At 35.8% G+C, this 22,957-nt stretch carries 19 protein-coding genes; 8 read left to right on the forward strand and 11 right to left on the reverse strand.

Annotated elements, in window-relative coordinates; all coding sequences use genetic code 11:
• Positions 1 to 150: 150 nt before the first annotated feature.
• The 7 genes from HHU12_RS06540 to HHU12_RS06570 form a co-directional block, all read right to left on the reverse strand.
• Positions 151 to 1,251, reverse strand: a complete 1,101-nt coding sequence (locus HHU12_RS06540) for a PCMD domain-containing protein (protein WP_169655957.1) — start codon at positions 1,249 to 1,251, stop codon at positions 151 to 153.
• Between the two features lie 7 nt (positions 1,252 to 1,258).
• On the reverse strand, positions 1,259 to 1,981 hold the full coding sequence (locus HHU12_RS06545; RefSeq protein WP_169655958.1) for an outer membrane beta-barrel protein: 723 nt from the start codon (positions 1,979 to 1,981) through the stop codon (positions 1,259 to 1,261).
• 189 nt (positions 1,982 to 2,170) lie between these two features.
• Positions 2,171 to 2,986, reverse strand: coding sequence for a DUF6048 family protein (locus tag HHU12_RS06550; RefSeq protein ID WP_169655959.1), 816 nt, complete (start codon positions 2,984 to 2,986; stop codon positions 2,171 to 2,173).
• Positions 2,967 to 3,920 carry a hypothetical protein gene (locus tag HHU12_RS06555; protein ID WP_169655960.1) on the reverse strand — a complete coding sequence of 318 codons (954 nt, stop codon included), beginning with the start codon at positions 3,918 to 3,920 and terminating at the stop codon, positions 2,967 to 2,969. Before HHU12_RS06555 ends, HHU12_RS06550 begins: the two co-directional genes overlap by 20 nt.
• A gap of 217 nt (positions 3,921 to 4,137) precedes the next feature.
• Positions 4,138 to 5,316 carry an acetyl-CoA C-acyltransferase gene (locus HHU12_RS06560; RefSeq protein WP_169655961.1) on the reverse strand — a complete coding sequence of 393 codons (1,179 nt, stop codon included), beginning with the start codon at positions 5,314 to 5,316 and terminating at the stop codon, positions 4,138 to 4,140.
• 45 nt (positions 5,317 to 5,361) lie between these two features.
• Positions 5,362 to 7,770: a 3-hydroxyacyl-CoA dehydrogenase/enoyl-CoA hydratase family protein gene (locus tag HHU12_RS06565; RefSeq protein ID WP_169655962.1), complete on the reverse strand. Its 2,409-nt coding sequence runs from the start codon at positions 7,768 to 7,770 to the stop codon at positions 5,362 to 5,364.
• A 121-nt stretch (positions 7,771 to 7,891) separates the two neighbouring features.
• Positions 7,892 to 8,413 carry a MarR family winged helix-turn-helix transcriptional regulator gene (locus tag HHU12_RS06570; RefSeq protein WP_169655963.1) on the reverse strand — a complete coding sequence of 174 codons (522 nt, stop codon included), beginning with the start codon at positions 8,411 to 8,413 and terminating at the stop codon, positions 7,892 to 7,894.
• Positions 8,414 to 8,730: 317 nt separating this feature from the next.
• Here HHU12_RS06570 and HHU12_RS06575 point away from each other — a divergent pair, with 317 nt between their 5' ends.
• From HHU12_RS06575 to HHU12_RS06595, 5 genes are all read left to right on the forward strand, one after another.
• Positions 8,731 to 10,509 carry an ABC transporter ATP-binding protein gene (locus HHU12_RS06575; RefSeq protein WP_169655964.1) on the forward strand — a complete coding sequence of 593 codons (1,779 nt, stop codon included), beginning with the start codon at positions 8,731 to 8,733 and terminating at the stop codon, positions 10,507 to 10,509.
• A gap of 246 nt (positions 10,510 to 10,755) precedes the next feature.
• Positions 10,756 to 11,280: an RNA polymerase sigma factor gene (locus HHU12_RS06580; protein ID WP_169655965.1), complete on the forward strand. Its 525-nt coding sequence runs from the start codon at positions 10,756 to 10,758 to the stop codon at positions 11,278 to 11,280.
• A 181-nt stretch (positions 11,281 to 11,461) separates the two neighbouring features.
• The gene (locus tag HHU12_RS06585) at positions 11,462 to 12,034 is read left to right on the forward strand and encodes an adenylate kinase (RefSeq protein ID WP_062618839.1); all 573 of its coding nucleotides are present in this window, start codon (positions 11,462 to 11,464) and stop codon (positions 12,032 to 12,034) included.
• Between the two features lie 269 nt (positions 12,035 to 12,303).
• Positions 12,304 to 13,413, forward strand: a complete 1,110-nt coding sequence (gene obgE / locus HHU12_RS06590) for a GTPase ObgE (RefSeq protein WP_169655966.1) — start codon at positions 12,304 to 12,306, stop codon at positions 13,411 to 13,413.
• A gap of 78 nt (positions 13,414 to 13,491) precedes the next feature.
• Positions 13,492 to 15,093, forward strand: coding sequence for a hypothetical protein (locus tag HHU12_RS06595; protein WP_169655967.1), 1,602 nt, complete (start codon positions 13,492 to 13,494; stop codon positions 15,091 to 15,093).
• Between the two features lie 135 nt (positions 15,094 to 15,228).
• Here HHU12_RS06595 and HHU12_RS06600 read toward each other — a convergent pair whose 3' ends face one another.
• From HHU12_RS06600 to HHU12_RS06610, 3 genes are all read right to left on the reverse strand, one after another.
• Positions 15,229 to 15,708, reverse strand: coding sequence for a Dps family protein (locus tag HHU12_RS06600; protein ID WP_044204571.1), 480 nt, complete (start codon positions 15,706 to 15,708; stop codon positions 15,229 to 15,231).
• Positions 15,709 to 15,941: 233 nt separating this feature from the next.
• Positions 15,942 to 16,493, reverse strand: a complete 552-nt coding sequence (locus HHU12_RS06605) for an REP-associated tyrosine transposase (protein ID WP_169655968.1) — start codon at positions 16,491 to 16,493, stop codon at positions 15,942 to 15,944.
• Positions 16,494 to 16,648: 155 nt separating this feature from the next.
• Positions 16,649 to 18,727 carry a S9 family peptidase gene (locus tag HHU12_RS06610; RefSeq protein ID WP_169655969.1) on the reverse strand — a complete coding sequence of 693 codons (2,079 nt, stop codon included), beginning with the start codon at positions 18,725 to 18,727 and terminating at the stop codon, positions 16,649 to 16,651.
• A 275-nt stretch (positions 18,728 to 19,002) separates the two neighbouring features.
• Between HHU12_RS06610 and HHU12_RS06615 the strand changes: the two genes are divergently transcribed.
• The 3 genes from HHU12_RS06615 to HHU12_RS06625 all read left to right on the forward strand — a co-directional run bounded on the left by HHU12_RS06615 (position 19,003) and on the right by HHU12_RS06625 (position 21,267).
• Positions 19,003 to 19,410, forward strand: a complete 408-nt coding sequence (locus HHU12_RS06615) for a hypothetical protein (protein ID WP_169655970.1) — start codon at positions 19,003 to 19,005, stop codon at positions 19,408 to 19,410.
• A gap of 133 nt (positions 19,411 to 19,543) precedes the next feature.
• Positions 19,544 to 20,866, forward strand: coding sequence for a DUF2851 family protein (locus HHU12_RS06620; protein ID WP_169655971.1), 1,323 nt, complete (start codon positions 19,544 to 19,546; stop codon positions 20,864 to 20,866).
• Positions 20,867 to 20,976: 110 nt separating this feature from the next.
• A complete protein-coding gene (locus HHU12_RS06625) occupies positions 20,977 to 21,267 on the forward strand; it encodes an ArsR/SmtB family transcription factor (RefSeq protein WP_169655972.1) in 291 nt (96 codons plus the stop codon).
• Here HHU12_RS06625 and HHU12_RS06630 read toward each other — a convergent pair.
• Positions 21,264 to 22,682: a BamA/TamA family outer membrane protein gene (locus HHU12_RS06630; RefSeq protein WP_169655973.1), complete on the reverse strand. Its 1,419-nt coding sequence runs from the start codon at positions 22,680 to 22,682 to the stop codon at positions 21,264 to 21,266. The two genes, HHU12_RS06625 and HHU12_RS06630, sit on opposite strands and share 4 nt — an antisense overlap.
• Positions 22,683 to 22,957: the final 275 nt, after the last annotated feature.

Raw genomic sequence — 22,957 nt, forward strand, 5'->3', positions numbered from 1 at the left:
TTAACGTATTGACTTTTATTATTTTCCATAATAACGATTGTTTTAGTGTATCGTTATTTCAGGACTTCACAAAGTCTGAAAATAAAAAAGTCCATTGTAATCGGCATCAATTACAATGGACTTTTTTATTGGCTTTATCTTGATTAAAAATTAATAATTCAATTTAAAGTTATCAATGTCTAGGGTACTTCCAATAGCACCTGTAAAGGTGTCTCCCAAGGCACTTGAAGAGAAGACAATAAGAATATGAGTAGGTATATCATTAGGATCTGCGAACCCTACTTCTTCCTCACCCGCATTTTGATTTAACCCCATAAACGCAGGAGATCCCGCAGGCAATTCTCCATAATGAATATCCAAATTAAGTGCAGTCCAATCCGTTACAGCATCACCACTTCTATGCCAAGCAGTTCCCAATCTGTATCGTTGCCCATCAACTCTTTTTTGAAGAATTACATAAATATCACATTGATCATCACCTGTAGCTGGATTTTGATTTTCATAGTACTCCGTACCAGGCTTATATCTGTATTCCACTGAAAAAGAAACAGGTCTACTGCCAAATGTGATCCCAAATTTTGTGTTATTTCTAGGATTGGCGGCATCTGGAGGCAAATCATCAGTAAAGTAGCCTGTAAATAAAGAAGCTGCCGCGATATTATATATAGGTACTTTTATACTTTCAAGCTGAGCATATTTTCCTCCATCTCTATCTTGAGGAGTAGTATTACCACCATCAACAAAAGAAGCTACTGCACCTCTGTTTGCAGTGTCCCAAATTCTAGAAGTTAATACATCTGACTGAGGAGTTGGTGTATTATATGTATACTTATTGAATAACCATGTTACTTCTGTTTCATACCATGAGTCAAAATTACTATTCTCTATCTGTATTTCAGAAGTCTGACGGAAAGCTTTCACTTTCCAATTCACTTTACTTCCATCTTCAGCTGTAACTACATATATTACTGTATCGGAAAAGTTTTGAACCTCTCCAACCATGGGTTCAACTGATGCTAAAGATGAAATCGTAATATTTGTCGTTTTAAGACTATCTAAATTCACTGATTCATTTACAGGAACCAAGATTTCTCTATTTAATGAGTCAATTTGAGAAGTGCCTGACTGACCTTCCACTTCAAAAGCTGTAATTTCAGCCTTTGGTGATAAACCAAAATAATCCCAATCAATACATGAAGAAAGAGAAAACACCAAGGCAGATAGTATTGTAAATCGTAATATTTTCATCATTCAAAGTTTAGAAATAGTAGGCCACAGCCAATTTGATTTGTAATAAGTTTACTCTAAAATTAAGGTCAAAATCTGTTCTTTGAGATTCTTCAGTATAGTTTTTCACACCTTTCACATGTTCCATTTCCAATCCCAATAAACCCACTGAAGCTTCAAAAGCAAAACCATCTGCAATAAACGCCGCAAGACCAGGCTGAATACCAATACCCAAAAGCACTTTATCTGTCATGGTTTTATTCAAGTCAGTTCCCGATTCAGTTTGTTTTAATCTTCTAGAAGTTCCCACCTGAAGGGAAGTTTGATTAAAAATACTGAAACGTCTAGAACTTGACAAAGGAATATAGTTTCTGATAAAAGGAGCAAAGAAATAACCATGTCCAATAGATTTCAAGTGTGTTCTAACATTGTTAGCCGTGTAAATTTCATTCTTGTTCTCACTTGAATAAGAAAACTCCAAACCTACCATAAAGAAATCTTTAATGAAATATCCTCCTTGAACACCTATTTCAAAATCACCATTGTCTTGTTTATGTAATTCTCTAATAAACTGATCTTCATTTTCGGCATTGCTTGATGATAATTGCACTGTCAGAGAGGTATACCACTGCCCTTTGGCTTCATTGTGATTGAAATCCATATCTCTAGGATCTGGATCTCCTTTTTTTTCATTTTGTGCATAAATAGATTGAACACTCATTAAAAGTAAGAGTGCAGTTAATATGTGTTTCATAAATAAGAATAGATAAAAGAGTTATTAGAGCACTAAATTTATATTTCAGTGAAAGGGTCAGATTCTCTTATGCTATCAAGTCAAAAACTATTGAATGAGATTTTTGATTTTACATTAAAGAATATTCCTCTCATTTTTTCTGGTTTATTATTTAATATAATGAAAATGATCAAGTAAGTATCGAAAGAACTATTGTTTTTTCTTTTGCCTTGGCTCTGTATACATCGGCCAGAATGGAATTCTATATAAAAGCCTGTATTGGAAATTTAACCTAGATCTGTCGTCTTTATTATGATACCAGCCAGGAATATGCGCTTTTGTAATCGCTGTAGGAGGAAAGTCCTTCTTGATAGTGTAAGCAAACCCAAAATCTACCGTTAGGTTTTGGACTAGTACCAGCTTTAAACTTACCGTAAATTCATACCAGTCCACATTGACGTTTTTCTCCGTCAAGTGCTTTAGTGTCGCTCCCTCTTCCCAATAATCATTTCCAGAACTATAAAAATCTGCTGACTGATCAAAAGTAGAGTTCGCATACTTAAGTCCAAATGACAGAGCATTGGCTGTAGATGCTCTTTTCATCACATTGTATTCAATACCAAAACGATAAAACGACCCGTTACTTCTATATCTGAAAAAATCAGCATCAGGATTCTCTTTCGTGCGGTCCATTACTCCATACTCCCCTGTGATAAAAAAGGCATTTCTGATCATAAAATCAGCATATAAAGTGTAAGCACTCATCTTTGACTCAGTCATAGACTGCACAAGCGGACGTAAATCCGTGCCCAAACGCATTGCAGACAATACAAAGAACTGAGAACCTTTTGGCTCTCCTTTTTTATTTAAAGGCCATGGCTCTTCTTCGATAAGTGTTGTATCCTGTGCTACATCAGAAGAGTCTGTATAAACTTCTTCTCCGGATTCATTTTGAGCATAAAGCGTCAGTGCACCTCCCAAAAGGCACATTGTAATCGTTAATATTTTAGATAAATAGCTTGACATTCGGAAAATCTGGATTAGTATTTACAGTAGTTCTATCAATTTGCATTCTCTTAAAATGAGGGCCTTGAGGATAAATAAATTCTTTACCAGTCGTTCCTGCACTGTCTAAAAGAACACTTCCTGTACCATCAAAAAATATACAACCTGTTGCGTCATCACTAATTGTAGTAGAAGTATTAAAAACTACTTTCATAGACTGTTCTATTGTATCTGCATCATTCGTAATTTGTCTAAAAACAAATGTAGTACTGTCACTACCTTCCAAAGGTAAATAAATAGTACTGAAACGATCCGACCCAGTATAAATCGGTGCAAAATGATTCCCTTTTACATGAATTGATGTAAATGATTCTTCTCTTGGGTTGCCAGTGGCACTATCTAAGTAAGTTACGATTAAATTTCGACTTGCTGATTTTTCTTCAGAATCACAAACATCAATTACAAATCGAATATTCTCGGTGATTGTATCAGCTGAAACAGTGGGTACTACTACTGCTACTGAATCAAATAATACATCTCCTCTATAAAAATCTTGTCCTGCTCCTCCTTGTGTAGGAGAAACCTTCAAACCTGAAAGCTGTTCATAAGCTCCACAATCCGGACCGTTTACTTTCACTGAGGTTTCGTAACTGATATATGTTGAATCGGCCATTCCTTCTGTCACAAATGAAAAACCCGTTTCTCTAGACGTAACTTTCAATGGAAGCAGGTATTTACCGTTTGCCATTTTTGTTATTTCTGGGGCACCATCACCTATTCCTTTTACAGAAGTAAAGTTAATATCCAGTGTACTTGAAGGATCATTTTTATCATAAAAAGCTCCAACAGCATAAGAAGAGGGATTGGAATAAGCATCGCAGTCTCTACAGGATGGGGTTGCAAAAAAAATTGACAGTGGGATTAATGACCATAATCCTCTTTTGATTAATTTCATCAAGTTCATACAACAAATTTAAGGAGCAAAACGCAATTTAAAAGTATTTTCCAATTAGGATTGAGTTTTCGTAGTACAAAACAATCAAAACTTAAGATTTGACAGTTATCTCATTATTGTTGACACTCTCTACACACATATTGTGAAAGTACTGTGCATAAAAAAAGGCGACCCCGAAGAGTCACCTTATCTATTTATAGCCTGAAGGTTATTGGTCTTATTTTAATAATTCATAAATACCAGCAACACCTTGTCCACCACCGACACAAGCTGTTACCATACCGTATTTCTGATTAAGTCTTCTCATTTCATTGAAAAGCTGTACTGAAAGTTTTGCACCTGTACATCCTAGTGGGTGACCTAATGCAATCGCTCCACCGTTTACATTAACAATGCCCGGATCAATATCAATATTCTTCAATACCGCTAATGATTGTGCTGCAAAAGCTTCATTCAATTCCACTTGCTCAATGTCTGACAATTTCAAACCTGCTTGAGCTACTGCTCTTGGAATTGCCTCCACCGGACCAATACCCATAATTCTTGGGTCTACCCCTGCCGATGCATAAGACACCATTCTTGCAATGGGCTCCAATTTCAATTCCTTTACCATACGTTCAGACATCACCATCACGAATGCGGCGCCGTCTGAAGTTTGAGAAGAGTTACCGGCTGTTACTTGTCCTCCTTGTTTGAAGGCAGGTTTTAAACGACCTAACCCTGAAGCATCAGATTTACGTGGTCCTTCATCCGTATCCACTACAAACTCTCTTGTCTTTTTACGGTCGCCCTCCAAGTACGTTTCTTTCACTGTAATTGGAACAATTTCATCTTTGAATTTTCCATCAGCAATTGCGGCCAATGCTTTTTCATGCGATTTTACTGCAAACTCATCCGCTTCATCACGGTCAATACCATAATCTTTGGCTACTTCTTCTGCAGTGAGCCCCATATTTAAATAATATTGAGGTGTCTCCGTTGCAATTTTGTAGTTCAACCCTGTCTTATAGCCCATCATTGGTACCATAGACATGGATTCTGTACCGCCTGCAATAATACAATCCGCCATTCCTGCACGGATCTTGGCCGTTGCCATTGAGATCGTTTCCACACCAGAACCACAGTATCTGTTCACTGTTACACCTGGTACTTTTAAGTTATCTGGAGCAAAAGCAAGCAATGAAATCATTCTTGCCATTTGCATACCTTGTTCTGCTTCTGGAATTGCACAACCTACGATGAGGTCATCAATTCGAGTGGGGTCCAAAGCCGGTACGCTCTGAACGAGATGTTGGATGACATCTGCTGCTAAATCGTCAGGACGTGTGAATCGAAATCCACCTTTTTTCGCCTTGCCAATCGCTGTTCTATATCCTGCTACTATGTAAGCTTCCATTGTTTTAATTATTAATGATCAGTTGTTTAATGGTGATTAGTAAAATTAGTTTCTTAAAGGTTTCCCTTTGAATAGAATACTTTGGATACGCTCCAATGTTTTCTTCTCGCCTGATAAACTCAAGAACGCTTCACGCTCTAAGTCCAATAAATATTGCTCAGAAACTAAAGTTGGAGCTGAAAGATCTCCACCATTGATCACATAATTTAATTTACGAGCAATCTTAGCATCGTGGTCTGAAGCCCAATGTGCATATTGCATTCCTACTACACCTGCCTCAAACAATGCCATACCGCCACGGCCTTGTACTTTAATATCTCTTCTAGGATTGGCTTGTGCATAACCTAAAGCTGACAATTCCAATACACGTGTTTTGGCATCTGCAATCACACGCTTACGGTTTAGTGTTACTCTAGATTGAGCATTCATGAAGCCCATATTTCTCATTTCCTCTGCTGATGTTGCCACTTTTGCTGTCGCGATGCTCATAAACGCATCTTGCAGACGGTTGTACTCCGGATCACCTTCTTTTAATGAATCCGATACTCGAAGTGCCATTTCTTTGGTTCCTCCACCAGCAGGAATCAAACCAACGCCTACTTCTACTAATCCCATATAGGTTTCAGCATGAGCTTGAATGGCATCACAGTGCATTGATAACTCACAACCACCGCCTAATGCTAGACCAGAAGTTGCCGCCACAACAGGTACTGAAGAATAACGTGCTCTCATCATTGTTTTCTGGAACTGAGCAATCATCAAATTGATTTCATCATATTCCTGATCACATGCAAACATGAACAGCATGGCTAAGTTGGCACCTGCTGAGAAGTTGGCCGATTCATTACCGATTACAAGACCTTTCCAGCCTTTTTCTTCCGCAATTGAAATCGCTGTATTTACACCTTCAAGGTTTTCAGCACCTAAGGCATTCATTTTGGTATGGAACTCAAGGTTCAATACGCCATCTCCAATATCAAATAATGTTGCTCCTGCATTGCTCCACACTACATTTTCACCACGCAATGTTTCTAACATCACTAATGACTCTGTACCTGGAACAACTTTGTATGATTTGGAAGGTATGTCATAATAGAAACGCTGACGGTCTTCATTTTTATAGAATGAAGTATGACCTGCTTCCAACATTTCATAAACCCAAGCCGCTGGCTTTTCACCTGCAGCTTCCATTTTCTCCACTGTTTCTTTCACTCCAAGAATATCCCAAGTCTCAAACGGACCTAATTCCCAAGCGAAACCAGCTGCAACTGCTTCATCAATTCTGAATAATTCGTCTGCAATTTCTGGAATACGGTTCGAGCAGTAACGGAATACGTCATAGAAAGTCTTACGATAGAAATCCCCTGCTCTATCTTCAAAACCCAGAAGAATTGGAAGACGCTCTCTTAGATTGTCGATGTCTTTTACCGCCTCTAGTGCTTTGAATTTTGCTCTCGTTTTCGGCTGGTATTCAAATGTTTCAAGATTCAATTCAAGAATAACTTTTTTGCCATTCTCGTCTTTTGTCTTTTTATAATAACCTTGTTTTGTCTTATCACCAAACCACTGACGATCATTTAACTCGCTCACGATTTTTGGTAAAACAAAACGTTCTTTTGATTCATCTTCAGGCAAACCTGCATGCAAGTTGTTCGATACTTTCACCATTGTATCCAAACCAACTACATCACTTGTACGGAATGTTGCAGACTTTGCTCTACCAATTAAAGGGCCCGTCAATTTATCTACTTCACCTACAGATAATCCCATTTCCTGGATTGTATGCATACCTGACATGATTGCATAAACACCAATACGATTGGCAATAAATGCAGGCGTGTCTTTACACAATACCGTTTCTTTTCCTAGGTGTACATCACCATAATGCATCAAGAAATCTACTACATCTTGATCAGTGCTTGGTCCAGGAATGATTTCCAGTAAACGTAAATAACGTGGAGGGTTGAAGAAGTGCGTACCACAGAAGTTTTTCACAAAATCCTCACTTCTGCCATCGCACATAAACTTGATCGGAATACCAGACGTATTCGATGTTATTAATGTACCCGGCTTGCGGTGTTGCTCTACTTGCTCAAATACTTTTTTCTTAATTTCAAGGTTCTCTACCACGACCTCAATCACCCAATCACATGACGCAATTTTAGGCATATCGTCTGTAAAGTTTCCTGTAGAAACTAAGCGCTCAATTCCTTTTTTGAAAATAGGTGCAGGCTTAGATTTTAGAGCTGTCTTTAGAGCATCGTTGACAATTCTGTTTCGAACTGATTTGGTTTCAAGGGTTAATCCCTGTGCTGCTTCTTTCTCTGATAATTCACGAGGTACTATGTCTAACAACAATACCTCTACGCCAATATTGGCAAAGTGACACGCAATTCTAGATCCCATTACGCCGGAACCCAAAACCGCCACTTTATTGATAGTTCTGTTTTTCATCGGTTTACCGATTGGTGTTGTTTATTTTATGTATTTATTTTAATTGGGTGTAAACGCTGTAAGCACTAAGACAAAATTAGAAATCTTCTATTTTTGGCTTAGTACTCAAGAAGTAAAAAAACTACTTCTTATTCACGTTTTCCTCAGTTATTCCGAAGCTTTTGAGTTGATCTCTGATCTCATCGAACATTTGCCCTTTCGGGTCTTTGATCACTTCATTAATGCTGTCCATTACACTAAAGAAGGTTGATAGTTGATCAGGAGTAACTTTTTCTTCTACTCTTCTCTGAAAAACTTTTACGGTCTGTTTCGACATTTCACGTTTCATCTGACCATAATCTGTCAAGCGAATGATCACTTTTCGCTTATCCGTTTTGTCTGCTACTCTTTCAATTAATCCTTTCTCTTCAAAATTTTTGAGCATTCGGGTAAGGCTTCTGGCCTCCATTCCCATCAGCGGAGCAATTTTCGTAGCAGGAGTTCCTTCAACAGGGTCGATATTCAATAACACAAAACCAATGGAGTGGGAAATTTCATAATCTGCACCTAATAAGTTGTACATTTTTGAAATCGCCAGCCATGTGGCCTTGATACTTAAATCGACCGACTTCTTCTTTTTTTCAGTTCTACGTAATTCGCCCATGCTTTCATAATAATTTGTGTGATGTGTGTGTGTTATTGGTGAGATGCATAGGAATATTTTACGTCTAAAATACGCTTATCCTCTCCTTCTAATCTCAAATATATAAATATTTAGTATGCAAGCATAACATTTTTCAAAAACTTTTATTAAAATTTATTTAGAAATCTAGCAATAATCATAAAAGATGTATTACAAAACACACAATTAAATGAAGGTTTCGGAGCTTGTTTAAAACAATTAGTTACATTTGTGTGCTATATTAGTTGTGACAACAACTATTATTGATTTACATCGAAATAATTACAATAGAAAGCAGAATGAAAGAACTCGCTTATCTTAATAAATATATCATACGCTATGGCTTTAGGTTAACATTGGGGATCATTTTTATGATCATCTCCAACATATTTGCGATTGCCCCGGCTCAAGTGGTCCGCTATGCTTTAGATTTGGTGGTGGATACACTCAAAACACAAACTCTACTGAAAGGAAGTGAACTTTATGACAGTTATATTAATGAGTTCTTCCAAGTTGTATTACTCTATGGTGGTGTAATTGTAGGAATGGCATTGATGAGAGGTATTTTCTTATTTTTCGTCCGTCAGACAATTATTGTGATGTCCCGTTTGATTGAGTATGATTTGAAAAATGACATTTTTGAGCACTATCAAAAGCTTCCTTTAAGTTTCTACAGAAAAAATAATACGGGTGACTTGATGGCAAGAATATCAGAAGATGTCAGCAAAGTGAGAATGTATCTTGGACCTGCCATTATGTACAGTATCAACATGGTGATTTCATTTATTCTGACGATCTCCATCATGGTAAGTATCAATGTCGAACTGACAATTTGGGCCTTATTCCCTCTTCCATTGCTTTCCATCAGTATTTATTTTGTCAACAACATCATCAATAAAAAATCTGAACTAATACAGCAACAGTTGTCTACGATGTCAACTTTTGTACAGGAAGCATTTTCTGGTATTAGAGTTTTAAAAGCATTCGTCAGAGAAAAAGAATCACTTCATCAGTTCGATGAAACCGCCAAAGAATACAAATACAGACAGCTAGAACTAGCAAAGGTAAACTCTATGTTTTATCCACTGATGCTATTTCTGATTGGTTTAAGTACAATTCTAACCGTTTATGTGGGTGGGTTAGAAGTAGAACAGGGAGCTATTACTCCGGGTGTGATCGCTGAATTTATTATGTACGTAACACTACTAACTTGGCCTGTAACTTCATTGGGTTGGGTGACAAGTATCGTACAAAGAGCAGCCGCATCTCAAAAAAGAATCAACGAGTTCTTGAGTATTGAGCCAGAAATTACTTCACCTTCAAATAAACCTTTTGATATTAAAGGTAAAATCACCTTCAAAGACGTTTCATTGGTTTATCCTGATTCAGGTATCAAGGCATTGGATAAGGTTTCTTTTGAAATAGAAACAGGAAAAACACTAGCAATATTAGGGACTACAGGTTCTGGTAAAAGTACTGTAGCCAATTTGATTTCAAGATTATATGATCCTACAGAAGGTCAAATATTGATTGACGACCATGATTTGAAGACATTAAACCTTCATGATGTTCGTTCTCAGATCAATATGGCTCCTCAAGATGTATTCCTTTTCTCTAATACTTTGAGAAACAACATTGCTTTTGCGAAAGCTGATGCTACTGAAGAGGACATCATCAGAGCAACGAAAAATGCTGGCCTCTGGGAAAATATCCAAAATATGGACAATGGTTTAGACACTGTTGTAGGTGAAAGAGGAATTACACTATCTGGTGGACAAAAACAAAGAGCTACTATTGCGAGAGCTATTCTGGGCACGCCTAGTATTCTGATCTTAGATGACAGTTTATCTGCGGTTGACACCAATACAGAAAACGAGATTTTGAACAACTTACAGGAGGTAATGAAGGACAGAACTTCAGTAATTATTTCCCACAGGGTCTCTTCAGTGAAATTGGCAAATAAAATTATTGTGCTTCATGAAGGGCAAATCATAGAGCAAGGCACTCATGATGAACTACTTAAGATTGAAGGACATTATCAATCACTTTACCAACAACAATCTGAAAGTAATAATTAAGGATTATTTGCTAATAATTATTAGATTTGCCTCGATTCATAAGACATAAACGTTGAATGCCCTCAAGGTGACATTCTGACTTACCCGTTATAGTGATTCAATTTTTTTTACAATCCGTTAAGTGGCTGTAAAATGACGACCTAATTTGAAATATATTCTGTTTACTGCATAAAAGTTGGTTTTCAATTTGTAAATTAATCTAGTCAATGCATGTAGACAAGTACCACTATCATTTAGCATTTAATATTGAATACTCAACATCAAAAACATAGCATCTCTGAAAAAGAATTTAAAGAACTCTTTGATAAATACTATGATAGTATAAAGAGTTTCATCTACTATAAAATTGGAGATATAGATCTTTCAGAAGACATTGCTCAGGAGACTTTTGTGAAATTTTGGGAATCAAGAGAAAAAGTTATCCTGGAAACTGTAAAAACGTACTTATATACCATTGCCAATAATTTAATGCTCAACCACATTAAACATGGAAAAGTGGTGCTGCAGTTTGAACAGAAACAAAACAAAAAAGACGGGGAAGTAGAAACCAACCCCGAATACAAAATGGAATTGGAGGAGTTTCAATCCACTTTGGATAACACCATCAATGAAATACCAGAAAAAAGCAGAACGGTTTTTTTAATGAATAGAATTGATGGTCTTACTTATGGTGAAATCAGCGAAAGACTAGGTGTGAGTATCAAAGCTATTGAAAAGAGAATGTCAAAAGCTTTGAGCATTTTAAGAAAGGAATTGGATATTAATATCTAAAACATCTCCCTAGACGATGCTTAACAGTTCAATATAAACCGGTTGTATAACCGTTAGAAATCATAAATGAGAGTTAATTTCATTAGAAAACTTTAATTGATTTTTGTATGTTTGCCCTTCCGAGTAAAGTCCTTTTACTCGTTTATCATTCTTATAACAAATAAACATACTATTTAAAGTTATGATCAATCTTGTATTATTTGGCCCTCCAGGTGCAGGAAAAGGAACGCAAAGTGACATGATTAAGGAAAAATACAACCTTGTTCACTTGTCAACTGGTGACCTTCTTCGTGGTGAAATCAAAGCGGGAACTCCTCTTGGGATCAAAGCGAAAGAACTAATGGACCAAGGTCAATTAGTGCCGGATGAGGTTGTAATTGGTATGATTGATTCTAAAATCAAAGCAAACAAAGAAGGTAACGGTTTTATCTTCGACGGCTTCCCTCGTACAGTAGCACAAGCTGAAGCTTTAGATGGTTTAATGTCTGAAAATGGTATTGCTATCTCTGGTATGGTTGCTCTTGACGTTGATGAAGAAGAATTAACGAAAAGAATCTTGAAGCGTGGCGAAACTTCTGGTCGTACTGATGACCAAAACGAAGACTTGATCCGTAACCGTGTGAAAGAATACAACACGAAAACGGCTCCAGTAGCTAACTTCTACGAAGCTCAAGGAAAATATAAAGCAATCGGCGGTGTAGGTTCTATTGAAGAAATCTTCACTAACTTATGTGCAGCGATCGATAGCTTATAATCAATATATTTATATTGCAAAGGAGGGGTATTGTGTAAACAATACCTCTTTTTTATTGGCTTAGAATCTCTACTTTTACTGTTTTTGATAATTTAATTCATTGGTTTTTATACTCTTATTCCAATCAGTTGTTAATAATAGTGATAGGATTTAAGTTCTTTCCCTACCTTTGCAGTTCGGCTTTAAAGTGAGTATTGCATCAATGCATTTTTGTCCTGTGCACCCTCCTCTCTTAAAAGCCTTATTATTCGACATTTAGCATAGAAAAAATGGCTTCATCAAATTTTATAGATTACGTAAAAATATTCACACGTTCAGGTTCAGGCGGATCTGGAGCAGTATCTTTTCGTAGAGAAAAACACGTACCGAAAGGTGGTCCTGACGGTGGTGATGGTGGACGAGGTGGACATATCATCTTAAAAGCTGATAAACAACTTTGGACTTTATTGCACCTGAAATACCGTAAACACGTTCATGGAAACAATGGACAAAGTGGTCAAGGTACAGGTAAAAGTGGTTCTGAAGGTGAAGATATCATCCTTCACGTGCCTTTGGGAACAATCGCCAAAGACGCTGAAACAGGAGAAAAACTTTGTGAGTTGACAGAAGACGGTCAAGAAATCATCTTGATGAAAGGTGGCCGTGGTGGTTTAGGTAACAGAAACTTTAAAACTGCTACCAACCAAACTCCTCGTTATGCTCAGCCGGGTGAAGACTGCCAAGAAGCTTGGGTGATTCTTGAGTTAAAAGTATTGGCAGATGTAGGTCTTGTTGGTTTCCCTAATGCAGGAAAATCTACGTTACTTTCTGTTCTTTCAGCAGCAAAACCTGAGATCGCTGACTACCCATTTACGACAATGGTTCCAAACCTTGGTGTGATTTCTTATCGTGATAACCGTTCATTTGTTATGGCGGATATTCCTGGTATCATCGAAGGAGCAGCAGAAGGAAAAGGTTTGGGTATTCGTTTCTTAAGACATATCGAGCGTAACTCTGTATTACTTTTCATGGTTCCTGCAGACAGCGAAGATGTAGCTCATGACTACCAAGTATTAGTCAACGAATTGACAAAATACAACCCTGAGTTACTTGACAAAAACCGTCTTTTAGCAATTACAAAAAGCGATATGCTTGATGAGGAATTAGAGGAAATGATCTCTGAAACTTTACCTGAAGGCGTACCGTATGTCTTTATTTCTTCTCTTGCCCAAAAAGGTATTCCTGAATTAAAAGATATTCTTTGGGAAGCCATCAATGACGGCGTAGAAGAAGAAGTTCAAGAGTTTGTAGAAGAAGATTACGAACCTCTACCGGATGCAGATTACAATCCATATCAAGATCGCATTGATTTGGAGAATGAAGCAGAGGAAGAGGAATAAAAAATACTAAGAGGCAATTTCGAAAGAAGTTGCCTTTTTTTTATATTAGACTTTTATTTAAACTTTTCAATGCTACAAATGACAAACTTAAGCAAACTACTATTATTAGTACTCTTTGTTATATCCCCATACTTGGGATATTCTCAGTTCCACACTATTTCAGATCTTACTTTATTAAAGTTTGAAGAGAAAGGTACTGACTATATGTACCACAAAAAACTCATCACAGACAAAGGTTCTTATACTTTATACAGTACTTTAAACAAAGAGCAACAAGTATTTCTTTCTTTCGTTCCAAAAAACAGTAGTAAAGAAATTACTATTAATATCAAGAATATTGAAGTTTACGTTGGCTATCAATCAAATAATACCATGGAGTATGTTGACTTAATAGCTGATTATAGAGGAGATATATGGCTTTTCTATTCTGCTTATTCAAGTACTAAACATCGTCTCTTTAGAAAAAAGGTAAACATCGAAAAGAAGGGTTTTGATCAAGGAACTTTAGTGGCTGAAAGGATGCTAATCAATAATAATAAAGGCAGTGATAGAAATAACAAGAGTGTTAATTTTAATATTATTCAATCAGAGTCAAAAAAATACCTTTCAGTTATCACATTCTTTAATAATGAAAAAGAGAAATGTACAAATGTTTTTATTGATATGATCAATGAAAATTGGGAAAAAGAATGGAAAATGTCTCCTACACTCTCTACCTATTTCTCTAATCCTCAGAACAATTTACCTAATAAGATCAATATTTTTAAGGAGAAAAATCTTCAAGTATTCAATGATGGTACTTTATATGGTATTCAGAAATTAAAAAACTCTAGTGAGAAAAAAGATCATTATTTCTCCCTGTATGTTTTTAAAAAAGGAGAAGAACAAGCATTAGTTCATACAATAAGACATGAAGATAAAAACATAGAAGATCTAAGGTTTATTCAAAATGATAATAATAATCTCATCATTGCAGGTTATTATGACTTCAAAAAAAGTAAAGTCAATAATAAGATCGAAGGGTTATATTTTATGAACCTGGATCTCACAAAAAAAGAAATACTTACTGAAACATTTACTCCATTTACAAGAGAAAATATTAGAGACCTATGGCTACCGATGTCTCGTCCTCACTTTGAAGACCAAAAAGATTTTACAAAGCTTCAAAAAGAATTAACTAGAGAATTTGAAAGTGATCCAAACTATAAACTCGACGATGGTTTTAATATTTCAAATATTCTTCAGCAAGCTAATAATACCTATACTTTAATCTCAGAAAATTATAGTATGAATGGGGGAAGTAGAAAGGGGATCCAATATATCAATGTAAACGAATACGGTAAAATTAATTGGATTAAAAACCATTTCAGATACCATTTTATAAACGTCAATTTTCCTTTCGGTGAAACACTAAAAGTTTTCAATATGGATGACTCTATTTTAATGTTTTATTTAGATGGAAATAAGTTATTAAGTGCTGAAATAAGCATGAAAGGAGATACAAACTTCAATATAGTATTTGATCCAAATTCAAATAAAATATATAAGAAAAACTACATTTACCCAGGTACAATTGAAAGGCTTTCCAGTACTGATTTTATCATGCATGCTTTTTCAAGAAAGATAATACAATCACAAAAAACATTCACATTGAAAATCGGTACTCCAAAGGAACAATAGCATCTGATGTTTATTTTATCCTTTATTCAATAGAAGAACAATAGATTCAAAAAATTAATAAAAAAGGAGGTTGCCATTTTAAAATGGCAACCTCAATACTCCAATCTATTCTCTAACTTAATAACTACTGATATCTTATTTCAACCAAGCGGCTAACATCCAAATTGTTTTCTCTTGCTCGCTGATCAACTCTGAAAGTAACGCCACTGTACCTTCATCTCCTGCATCAGATGCCTGCTCAATTACTTCTCTTTCAATTTTTAATAATGTAGACAGGTTATTAACTACTAATTCTACTGAAGCCACATCTGTTGTAATGTTCTTTCCTTGCTCAATTTCTGAAGCTTCTAAATAATCAGAAAAAGTATGTAAAGGTTGTACTCCTAATGTCAAAATTCTTTCTGCAATCTCGTCTACACGATCGTTTGCACCTGTGTATAACTCTTCGAATTTAGCGTGAAGTTCAAAGAAGTTTTTACCTTGAATATTCCAGTGTAAGCCTCTCAAATTCTGATAGTACAGTTGGAAGTTGGCTAATAAAGTGTTTAATCCTTGACCTAATTGTGATGCTTTTTCTACATCAATTCCGATTATGTTTAATGCTAAAGTATTCATGTTTATATCTATCTTTTATTGTTTCTGATTGATTACATTACAAAGGTGGTGGATTCTGTTTATAAATAAAAATAATATGTTTTTATATAGTTATAATAAAAAACTATAAATGTAGAAATAAAAAAACATCTAGCGCAAGTGTTGAGCGATAGCGACACTTGTGCTGGCATCTGTAAAAAGTCTGAAGACTTTTAGATGAAAAATTACTTTAAAGAAGGGGCTTTAATTTGCTTCTAAATCAGTTCAACATCCAATACCCTCAACATTTTACCAGAATAATTTCCTGCACTTGAATACAGGTATTCATCAGGTTCATTGACTATTCCCTCTTTGAGAGGATTATCATGAATATAATTTAGCTTTTGAGAAAGTGAATCAGAGCTCGTAAGCATCTTTGGACAATTATGCTGTTGCCAGAATTGATACCTGGTATTATTTTTATTTCTTTGACCTGTTTTTTCAAACATCCAAATCAACCATTTTTTCCTACTCTCAACAGGATTGTCTTTAATTGCATTGATGATTTTAAGAGACGTAAACTTCTTCATATCTCTAAGGATATATTCTAGCTTATTATCTTCATTATTCGATATTATGAGATGAATATGATTGGTCATAATAACGTAAGCATGTAACGCCAATCCTTTATTGTTTTGACAGTATTTCAAGCTATCAATAATGATGTCTTTGTATTCCTTTCTTGTAAAAACATCAATCCAATGAACTACAGTTAGTGTAACAAAATAGCATTTAGTCTGATCTAGAATTTTGTATTTTCTACTCATTTTTGAATCGTTATTGTAATAGTTAGTTTTAATGTTGAGACTCCTAGCAGAAATGAACTTTTCTTGTGGAGCTATAAGTCTACAGACTTATTAAAAATACCAGCACAAGTCTCGCCTACGGCTTAAGACTTGCGCTAGTAAAATAGTTTTATTTCTTATCGATCAATCGCCACCATCTGCTCTGGAGCAACAACAGCGAAAATTGTCGCATATTCAAATGCTACTTCCTTAAAACGCTGGAAACGACCTGAAGCACCGCTGTGCCCTGCGTCCATATTTGTCTTAAGCATAATGTAATTATCACTTGTACTTTCCTCACGAAGTTTGGCTACCCATTTTGTAGGTTCCCAATATTGTACTTGAGAATCATGCAAGCCAGAAGTAACTAACATATGCGGATAATCTTTTTTCTCCACTTGATCATAAGGAGAATAAGACAGCATATAATCGTAATATTTCTTTTCATTTGGATTACCCCACTCGTCATATTCACCCGTAGTCAATGGAATAGATTCGTCCAACATTGTTGTCACCACATCCACAAACGGTACGTCTGAAATTACGAATTTATAAAGATCAGGACGGGCGTTTACTACAACACCCATCAATAATCCACCGGCAGAACCACCGTTGATTACAAACTTTTCTGCTGATGTATATTTTTCCTCAATCAAGAATTCTGAACAAGCGATGAAATCATTGAATGTATTTTTCTTCTTCAACATTTTACCATCTTCATACCAAGCTCTTCCTAAATCTTCTCCTCCTCTGATATGAGCAATCGCAAAAGCGAAACCTCTTTCCATCAAACTGATTCTTGATGGAGAAAAGGCAACATCATAAGAAATACCATACGATCCGTAACCCGTCATGTACAATGGATTTTGACCATTCAACTCAAAACCTTTTTTATACACTACAGAAATAGGCACTTTTACGCCATCTTTTGCAGTAGCATACAAACGCTTTGCTTCGTAATCCTGTGGATCAAACTTTCCTAAAACCTTTTGTTGTTTCAGTAAAACTCTCGACCTGTCCACCATATTATAATCATATTCTGAATAAGGTGTAGTTAAAGAATTGTAGCCAAAACGTAAGATATCTGTGTTGAAATCTGGGTTTGCCCCTGACCATGCACTGTAAGTCTCTTCACCAAAATCTAAATAATGCTCTGATCCATCTTCCCATTTAATGATACGAATATGCACCAAACCATCTCTTCTTTCTTCAATTACATAGAAGTTTTTGAAGATATCCAAGCCTTCAAGAAGTGTATCAGTTCTGTGAGCAATTACTTCTTCCCAATTGTTTTTATCAGTAGTATCAGCATCTTCTGACACTTTCATCAAGCGGAAGTTTTTCGCATCCCAGTTGGTTACGATATAAAAATGACCATTGAAATGAGATACGCTGTATTCGTGTTCTCTTTCTCTAGGAATGAAAGGTTTGAATTCTCCAAATGGGTCATCAGCCTTTAATATTCTTGTTTCAGTCGTTAGTGTAGAACCCGATTCAATAGCTAAATAAGCCCTTGATTTTGTTCTTCTAACACCAATCCAAAAAGTATCGTCTTTTTCTTCATATACCACTACGTCTTCTGACTGAGGAGTACCTAAAGTGTGTCTCCATACTTTATCAGGACGCAATGTTTCTTTATCTTGAGTCGTGTAGAAAACTGTTTTTCCATCAGCCGCCCAAACTGCATCGCCAGTTGTTTCTTCTAAAACATCTTCAAGGTTTTCACCTGTAGAAAGGTCTCTAAAACGAACTGTATATATTCTTCTTCCAACAATATCTTCCGCATAGGCAATCTTATTTTGATCCTCACCTACGGTCATTCCTCCCACTTTATAATAAGATTTGTCTTTTGCTTCAATATTCGCATCAATCAAAATCTCTTCTTCCGTTTCTAATGAACCTTTTTTACGGCAGTAAATCGGGTATTCCCCTCCTTCTATATAACGAACATAATAATAGTAATCTCTTGCTTTATAAGGCACTGATTCGTCTTTCTCCTGAATACGTCCTTTCAGCTCTTCGAACAAATCTTCCTCGAATTGCTTGTGCTCAGACATTACCTCTTCAATATATTTATTTTCAGCATTGAGATAGTCAATCACCTCTTGGTTTTCTCTATCTCGCATCCAATAATATGGGTCAACTCTTTGGTCTCCGTGTTTCTCTAATATCTTAGGCTCTTTTCGAGCGATAGGGGGTTGGATATTTTTATTCATATTTATGTCTTTATCCTACAAAAGTAATCAGATCTTAAAATAAGTCGGTCATTCACGCAACCTTTTATTACTTAAACACCAAGTTTACTGAAAATGAACACTTTGGCTGTTCAAACACTGTATTTACTGTTCGGTTTCGAACGTGGTTTTTATTTAAATATCAATGAATTAAAACGTAAAAAACTCAATAACAGTAATTTAAGTTTTTATGGCACAGATATAGAATTATAGTTAATGTGTCAAATTAATTACAATTACATAATACATTTAATATCATGAAAACTATTTTCTTAACTCTTACAGTATTAATCTCAAGTTTTGTTTCAGTATTTGCCCATACCACTGATTTAGAAGCACCAAATGATGAAAAAAGTGCTAAACTAATTAAAATGGTAGAAGAAGCAGGAAACAATGATTGGAAAACTTTAAAACATGCCGCTGTATTGACCATCAACTGGGGTGGTGATCTTGAAATGGCGAAAGCATGGATCGACAAAGCAATTACAATTGAAAGCAATGCTTTAACATTGGAAGTTTTAGGTGACTATTACATCAAAACTGGTAATGTGGAAAAAGCAACTGAGACTTATTTTAATGCACTTGAAAAAGGAGTTACTAATTTAGGTAAAGAAGATATGGAACGTATTCAACGTAAAGTTTTAGTTTACGCTAGAATGAAATAAAATTGACTTGGGGTCTGAGCCCCCCGATGACTATCATATATTCATAACACTCACGAAGCCAAGAGGTAAGTTTGCCTCTTGGCTTTTTCTTTTTTATATTGTTTGAACTCTAAAGCACAAAAAGTAAACTCAAATGAAAACGATTCAAGCTAGCAATTCTCTCATGAAAGAAGATTTCCTTTATTTTATCTGGAAATTCAGGTATTTCAAATCTATTGCACTTCAAACAGATCAAAAGGAAACACTAGAAATCATCTCCTCTGGCTTGCAGAATCATGATGCGGGTCCTGATTTTTTGAACGCTCATATCCGTATCAATGGAATGGATTGGCATGGGAATGTAGAAATTCATGTAAAAGCCTCAGATTGGAAAAGACATCAGCATTCTCAAAACCGTGCCTATGATAATGTGATTCTTCATGTGGTTTGGGAAAACGATTTTGATGTATTCCGCAATGATAAGTCACTGATTCCCACTTTAAGTATAGAAAGATTTATAAATCAAGAAGTATTCGACAGGTATCAAACTTTTCTTAGTGATGAACAATTGATTGTATGTGGAAGTCAATTAGAAAATGTGTCAAGGCTTCACAAAATAGCCATGCTTGACCGTGTTTTCATGGAAAGAATAGAACGGAAAGCTGGAAAAATACTCCAACAACTACAGAATTCTAATAGAGATTGGGAGGAATGTACTTACAGAACCTTAGCAGAATACTTCGGTTTTAAGGTCAATAATGATGCTTTTCAGCGTCTTTCAGCTATAGTTCCAGTCCGGCTTTTAAAACTGCATGCTTATCAGCCCACTCAAGTGGAAGCTTTTCTTTTTGGGACTGCGGGTTTTCTATCTGAAAAATCAGAATCTCCCTACATGACAAAACTTTATAAAGAATACAGGTTTCTGAGTCATAAATATTCGATAAAGGAAAAAGAAATGACATTGCAGCAATGGAAATTCCTGAGATTACGCCCTGCCAATTTTCCCACGATCCGCATCGCCCAGTTGGCTAGTATCATCATCAATATTCCTCACTTGTGCTCTGCTTTTCTGCATATTTCTTCATTGGAAAGTTTTATCCGTTTTATGCAACACCCCACCTCAGAATACTGGCATTCGCATTATCATTTCAACAAAAAATCAAAAAAACCGATCAGTCCTTTTATAGGGAAGTCAGCCCTCCAATCTTTGTTGGTTAACGTAGTTATTCCGTTGCAGTTTGCGTATGGCTCTGACAGAAATGAAAACAGGTATAAAGAGAAAGCCATTCAATTATTAGAGTCTATTCCGGCGGAAAATAATAAGTATACCAAAGTGTGGAAAGAATACCCAATCAAGAACAACTCTTCCTTGGATTCTCAAGGGTTGATAGAACTTTACACACAGTATTGTCAGAAAAACAAATGTTTAGAGTGCAGTATTGGTGTACAAATTTTAAGTTCTAAAAATAAGCATTAACACTTCAATACATGAACATGTAATCATAAGTCTGTATATTTGTATTTTCCATCACCCAAGTACTAGGACAGAAGTAACGGGAAGTAGTACTTAAATTAATACAATATTTTATGGAATACGATAAGATAGAAAAAGCTGCTTTTATTTTAAAGACCATTGCACATCCAGTAAGGCTTAGAATATTGGAATTACTAGATTGCACCAACCGTCTTTCAGTAAGCGAAATCTGTACTAAATTAAATTGTGAGCAGTCTTTGACTTCCCATCATTTATCAAATATGAAATTGAAGGGTATTTTATCTTCACAGAGAGAAGGGAAAAATATTTATTATTCGTTGAAAGAAAAGTCAGTGGTAAATATCATCTCATGTCTTGAAGACTGTGACTGCAATATGGGTTAAAGGTCCACTTGATAGTAGAAGTAGAAACCTCCTCCTTTTCCATGTCTGTTGAAGGAGTACTCAAATTTCAGTACTGAACTGTAAAAAGTCACAAAATCAATCCCCAAGCCATACCCTAATAGTGGTGTGTTTGTCAAAGATGCATTGGATTCGCTCACACTAGGAAGATGTACGTATCCGGCATCAATATAAGCCTTGAAGAGAATATCAATCGGCACTCTTTTCGCGTGTTTAGACTTGATAATATTTTGGAAGTTAAATGCTGTGGATAAAGCTCTAAACTTCACCTCATTTTTAAGAATCGCCGCATTTTGGCCATCAATCACATAATTATCATATCCCCTCACAAAAAGGTTGTCATACCCCACGGCCCTGGTCTGATTGTATGGCATTCGCTCTGGAGAACCTAATTTACCGGCAAAACCTGATGAAAAGTAAAAACGCTTGATGTTATCCAAAGGCATAAACTTGTAGGCTGACCATTCTATGATAACGGCATTGAGGTCATCAAAAATTCCAAGTCCCAGTTTCTCTATTCCCAATTTCAAATAATAGCCATCCATCGGATAACTCGTAATATCCCTTTTATCTCTTGTATAAGTATAGCCTAAAGTAAAATACCTTAACCTTGTTCTTCCATCAAGGAAAAAGTCTGGATTGAGCATCGCTACGGTGTCTGCTATCTGATCATGATTAAATTGCAAAGAGAAATTGTGGTGATCATAAAAACCATATCTTTTTCCAAAGTTAACTACTCCTTTCCATGACCTTCTCAGCACTTCGGTATCTTTTTCAACCTCAACAAATTTATTCTCCTCCGTTTTATAAGCTACTGTAGTTTCCTCCAGAAAAGTACCCGAGAAAGAAAGGCTTGTCTTTTGTTTTTTATCAATATAAGGGAAAGCGTATCCTACACTGAACTGCCTTGAAAATCCTAATTTGATCAATACATCAAGAGTCTCATTACGCCCCCGCATATTACGCTGTTTAAAATCCAATCCATACTGAATTCTACCCAAATCCGCATTTCTGTTGTTCCACCACTCATTGAAGCTCCTGTCAGCCAATTCCAGAAGAGGCACAGGCCAGGTATACCACCTTTCAACCATGATGAATTCTATATTGATTGAATCATCTGCCACTTCAATGGCCATGACATCTACAGTTTCAAAAAGTTGGGTATTGAAAACCTTATTTCTTTCCGAAGTAATGTACTGCTTGATATTTTTTTTGGGTACCAATCCTCCCTCCTTGATATCCAATTCCCTGCTGATAATCTGAGGTTTAGTTTTCTTTAGCCCCACAAAGTTGATTTTATTGATATGAACATACCCCACCGTGTCTATCTCATATTGGTCTAGTCCGGTGAGTAGCAGGTCATTTTGTGCACAAACTGGTTGAGTTAATGATAACAAAAAGGTAAAAAAAATCACCTTGATGTGCAGTGCTATAATGGGAGTTCTATATATATTTGTTTTTAATTTAATCACTATGGCTTGCTAAGAAAAAATCAAGCATTTAGATGTATGTTCAATATTGTCTCTCTAAAGATAGAAAAAGCACAATTAGTCGATTATATTTGTATTAACTTCAACTAGAGTGATTCTAGAATATTGAGGTCGCTAATATAATATGCTTTTTTACAGGTAGGCACATATTATACCAAGTATTTTTAATTAAAAAAACAGTA

Source organism: Flammeovirga aprica JL-4, assembly GCF_012844305.1.
Lineage (GTDB): Bacteria > Bacteroidota > Bacteroidia > Cytophagales > Flammeovirgaceae > Flammeovirga > Flammeovirga aprica.

Bases quoted from the DNA above. Each gene is read 5' to 3' on its own strand.
- HHU12_RS06595 (WP_169655967.1), top strand. From the start codon at position 13,492: ATGACAAACTTAAGCAAACTACTATTATTAGTACTCTTTGTTATATCC.
- obgE (WP_169655966.1), top strand. From the start codon at position 12,304: ATGGCTTCATCAAATTTTATAGATTACGTAAAAATATTCACACGTTCA.
- HHU12_RS06570 (WP_169655963.1), bottom strand. From the start codon at position 8,413: ATGGGCGAATTACGTAGAACTGAAAAAAAGAAGAAGTCGGTCGATTTA.
- HHU12_RS06610 (WP_169655969.1), bottom strand. From the start codon at position 18,727: ATGAATAAAAATATCCAACCCCCTATCGCTCGAAAAGAGCCTAAGATA.
- HHU12_RS06600 (WP_044204571.1), bottom strand. From the start codon at position 15,708: ATGAATACTTTAGCATTAAACATAATCGGAATTGATGTAGAAAAAGCA.
- HHU12_RS06560 (WP_169655961.1), bottom strand. From the start codon at position 5,316: ATGGAAGCTTACATAGTAGCAGGATATAGAACAGCGATTGGCAAGGCG.
- HHU12_RS06565 (WP_169655962.1), bottom strand. From the start codon at position 7,770: ATGAAAAACAGAACTATCAATAAAGTGGCGGTTTTGGGTTCCGGCGTA.
- HHU12_RS06625 (WP_169655972.1), top strand. From the start codon at position 20,977: ATGGAATACGATAAGATAGAAAAAGCTGCTTTTATTTTAAAGACCATT.
- HHU12_RS06620 (WP_169655971.1), top strand. From the start codon at position 19,544: ATGAAAACGATTCAAGCTAGCAATTCTCTCATGAAAGAAGATTTCCTT.
- HHU12_RS06575 (WP_169655964.1), top strand. From the start codon at position 8,731: ATGAAAGAACTCGCTTATCTTAATAAATATATCATACGCTATGGCTTT.
- HHU12_RS06545 (WP_169655958.1), bottom strand. From the start codon at position 1,981: ATGAAACACATATTAACTGCACTCTTACTTTTAATGAGTGTTCAATCT.
- HHU12_RS06550 (WP_169655959.1), bottom strand. From the start codon at position 2,986: ATGTCAAGCTATTTATCTAAAATATTAACGATTACAATGTGCCTTTTG.
- HHU12_RS06605 (WP_169655968.1), bottom strand. From the start codon at position 16,493: ATGAGTAGAAAATACAAAATTCTAGATCAGACTAAATGCTATTTTGTT.
- HHU12_RS06540 (WP_169655957.1), bottom strand. From the start codon at position 1,251: ATGATGAAAATATTACGATTTACAATACTATCTGCCTTGGTGTTTTCT.
- HHU12_RS06615 (WP_169655970.1), top strand. From the start codon at position 19,003: ATGAAAACTATTTTCTTAACTCTTACAGTATTAATCTCAAGTTTTGTT.
- HHU12_RS06555 (WP_169655960.1), bottom strand. From the start codon at position 3,920: ATGAAATTAATCAAAAGAGGATTATGGTCATTAATCCCACTGTCAATT.
- HHU12_RS06585 (WP_062618839.1), top strand. From the start codon at position 11,462: ATGATCAATCTTGTATTATTTGGCCCTCCAGGTGCAGGAAAAGGAACG.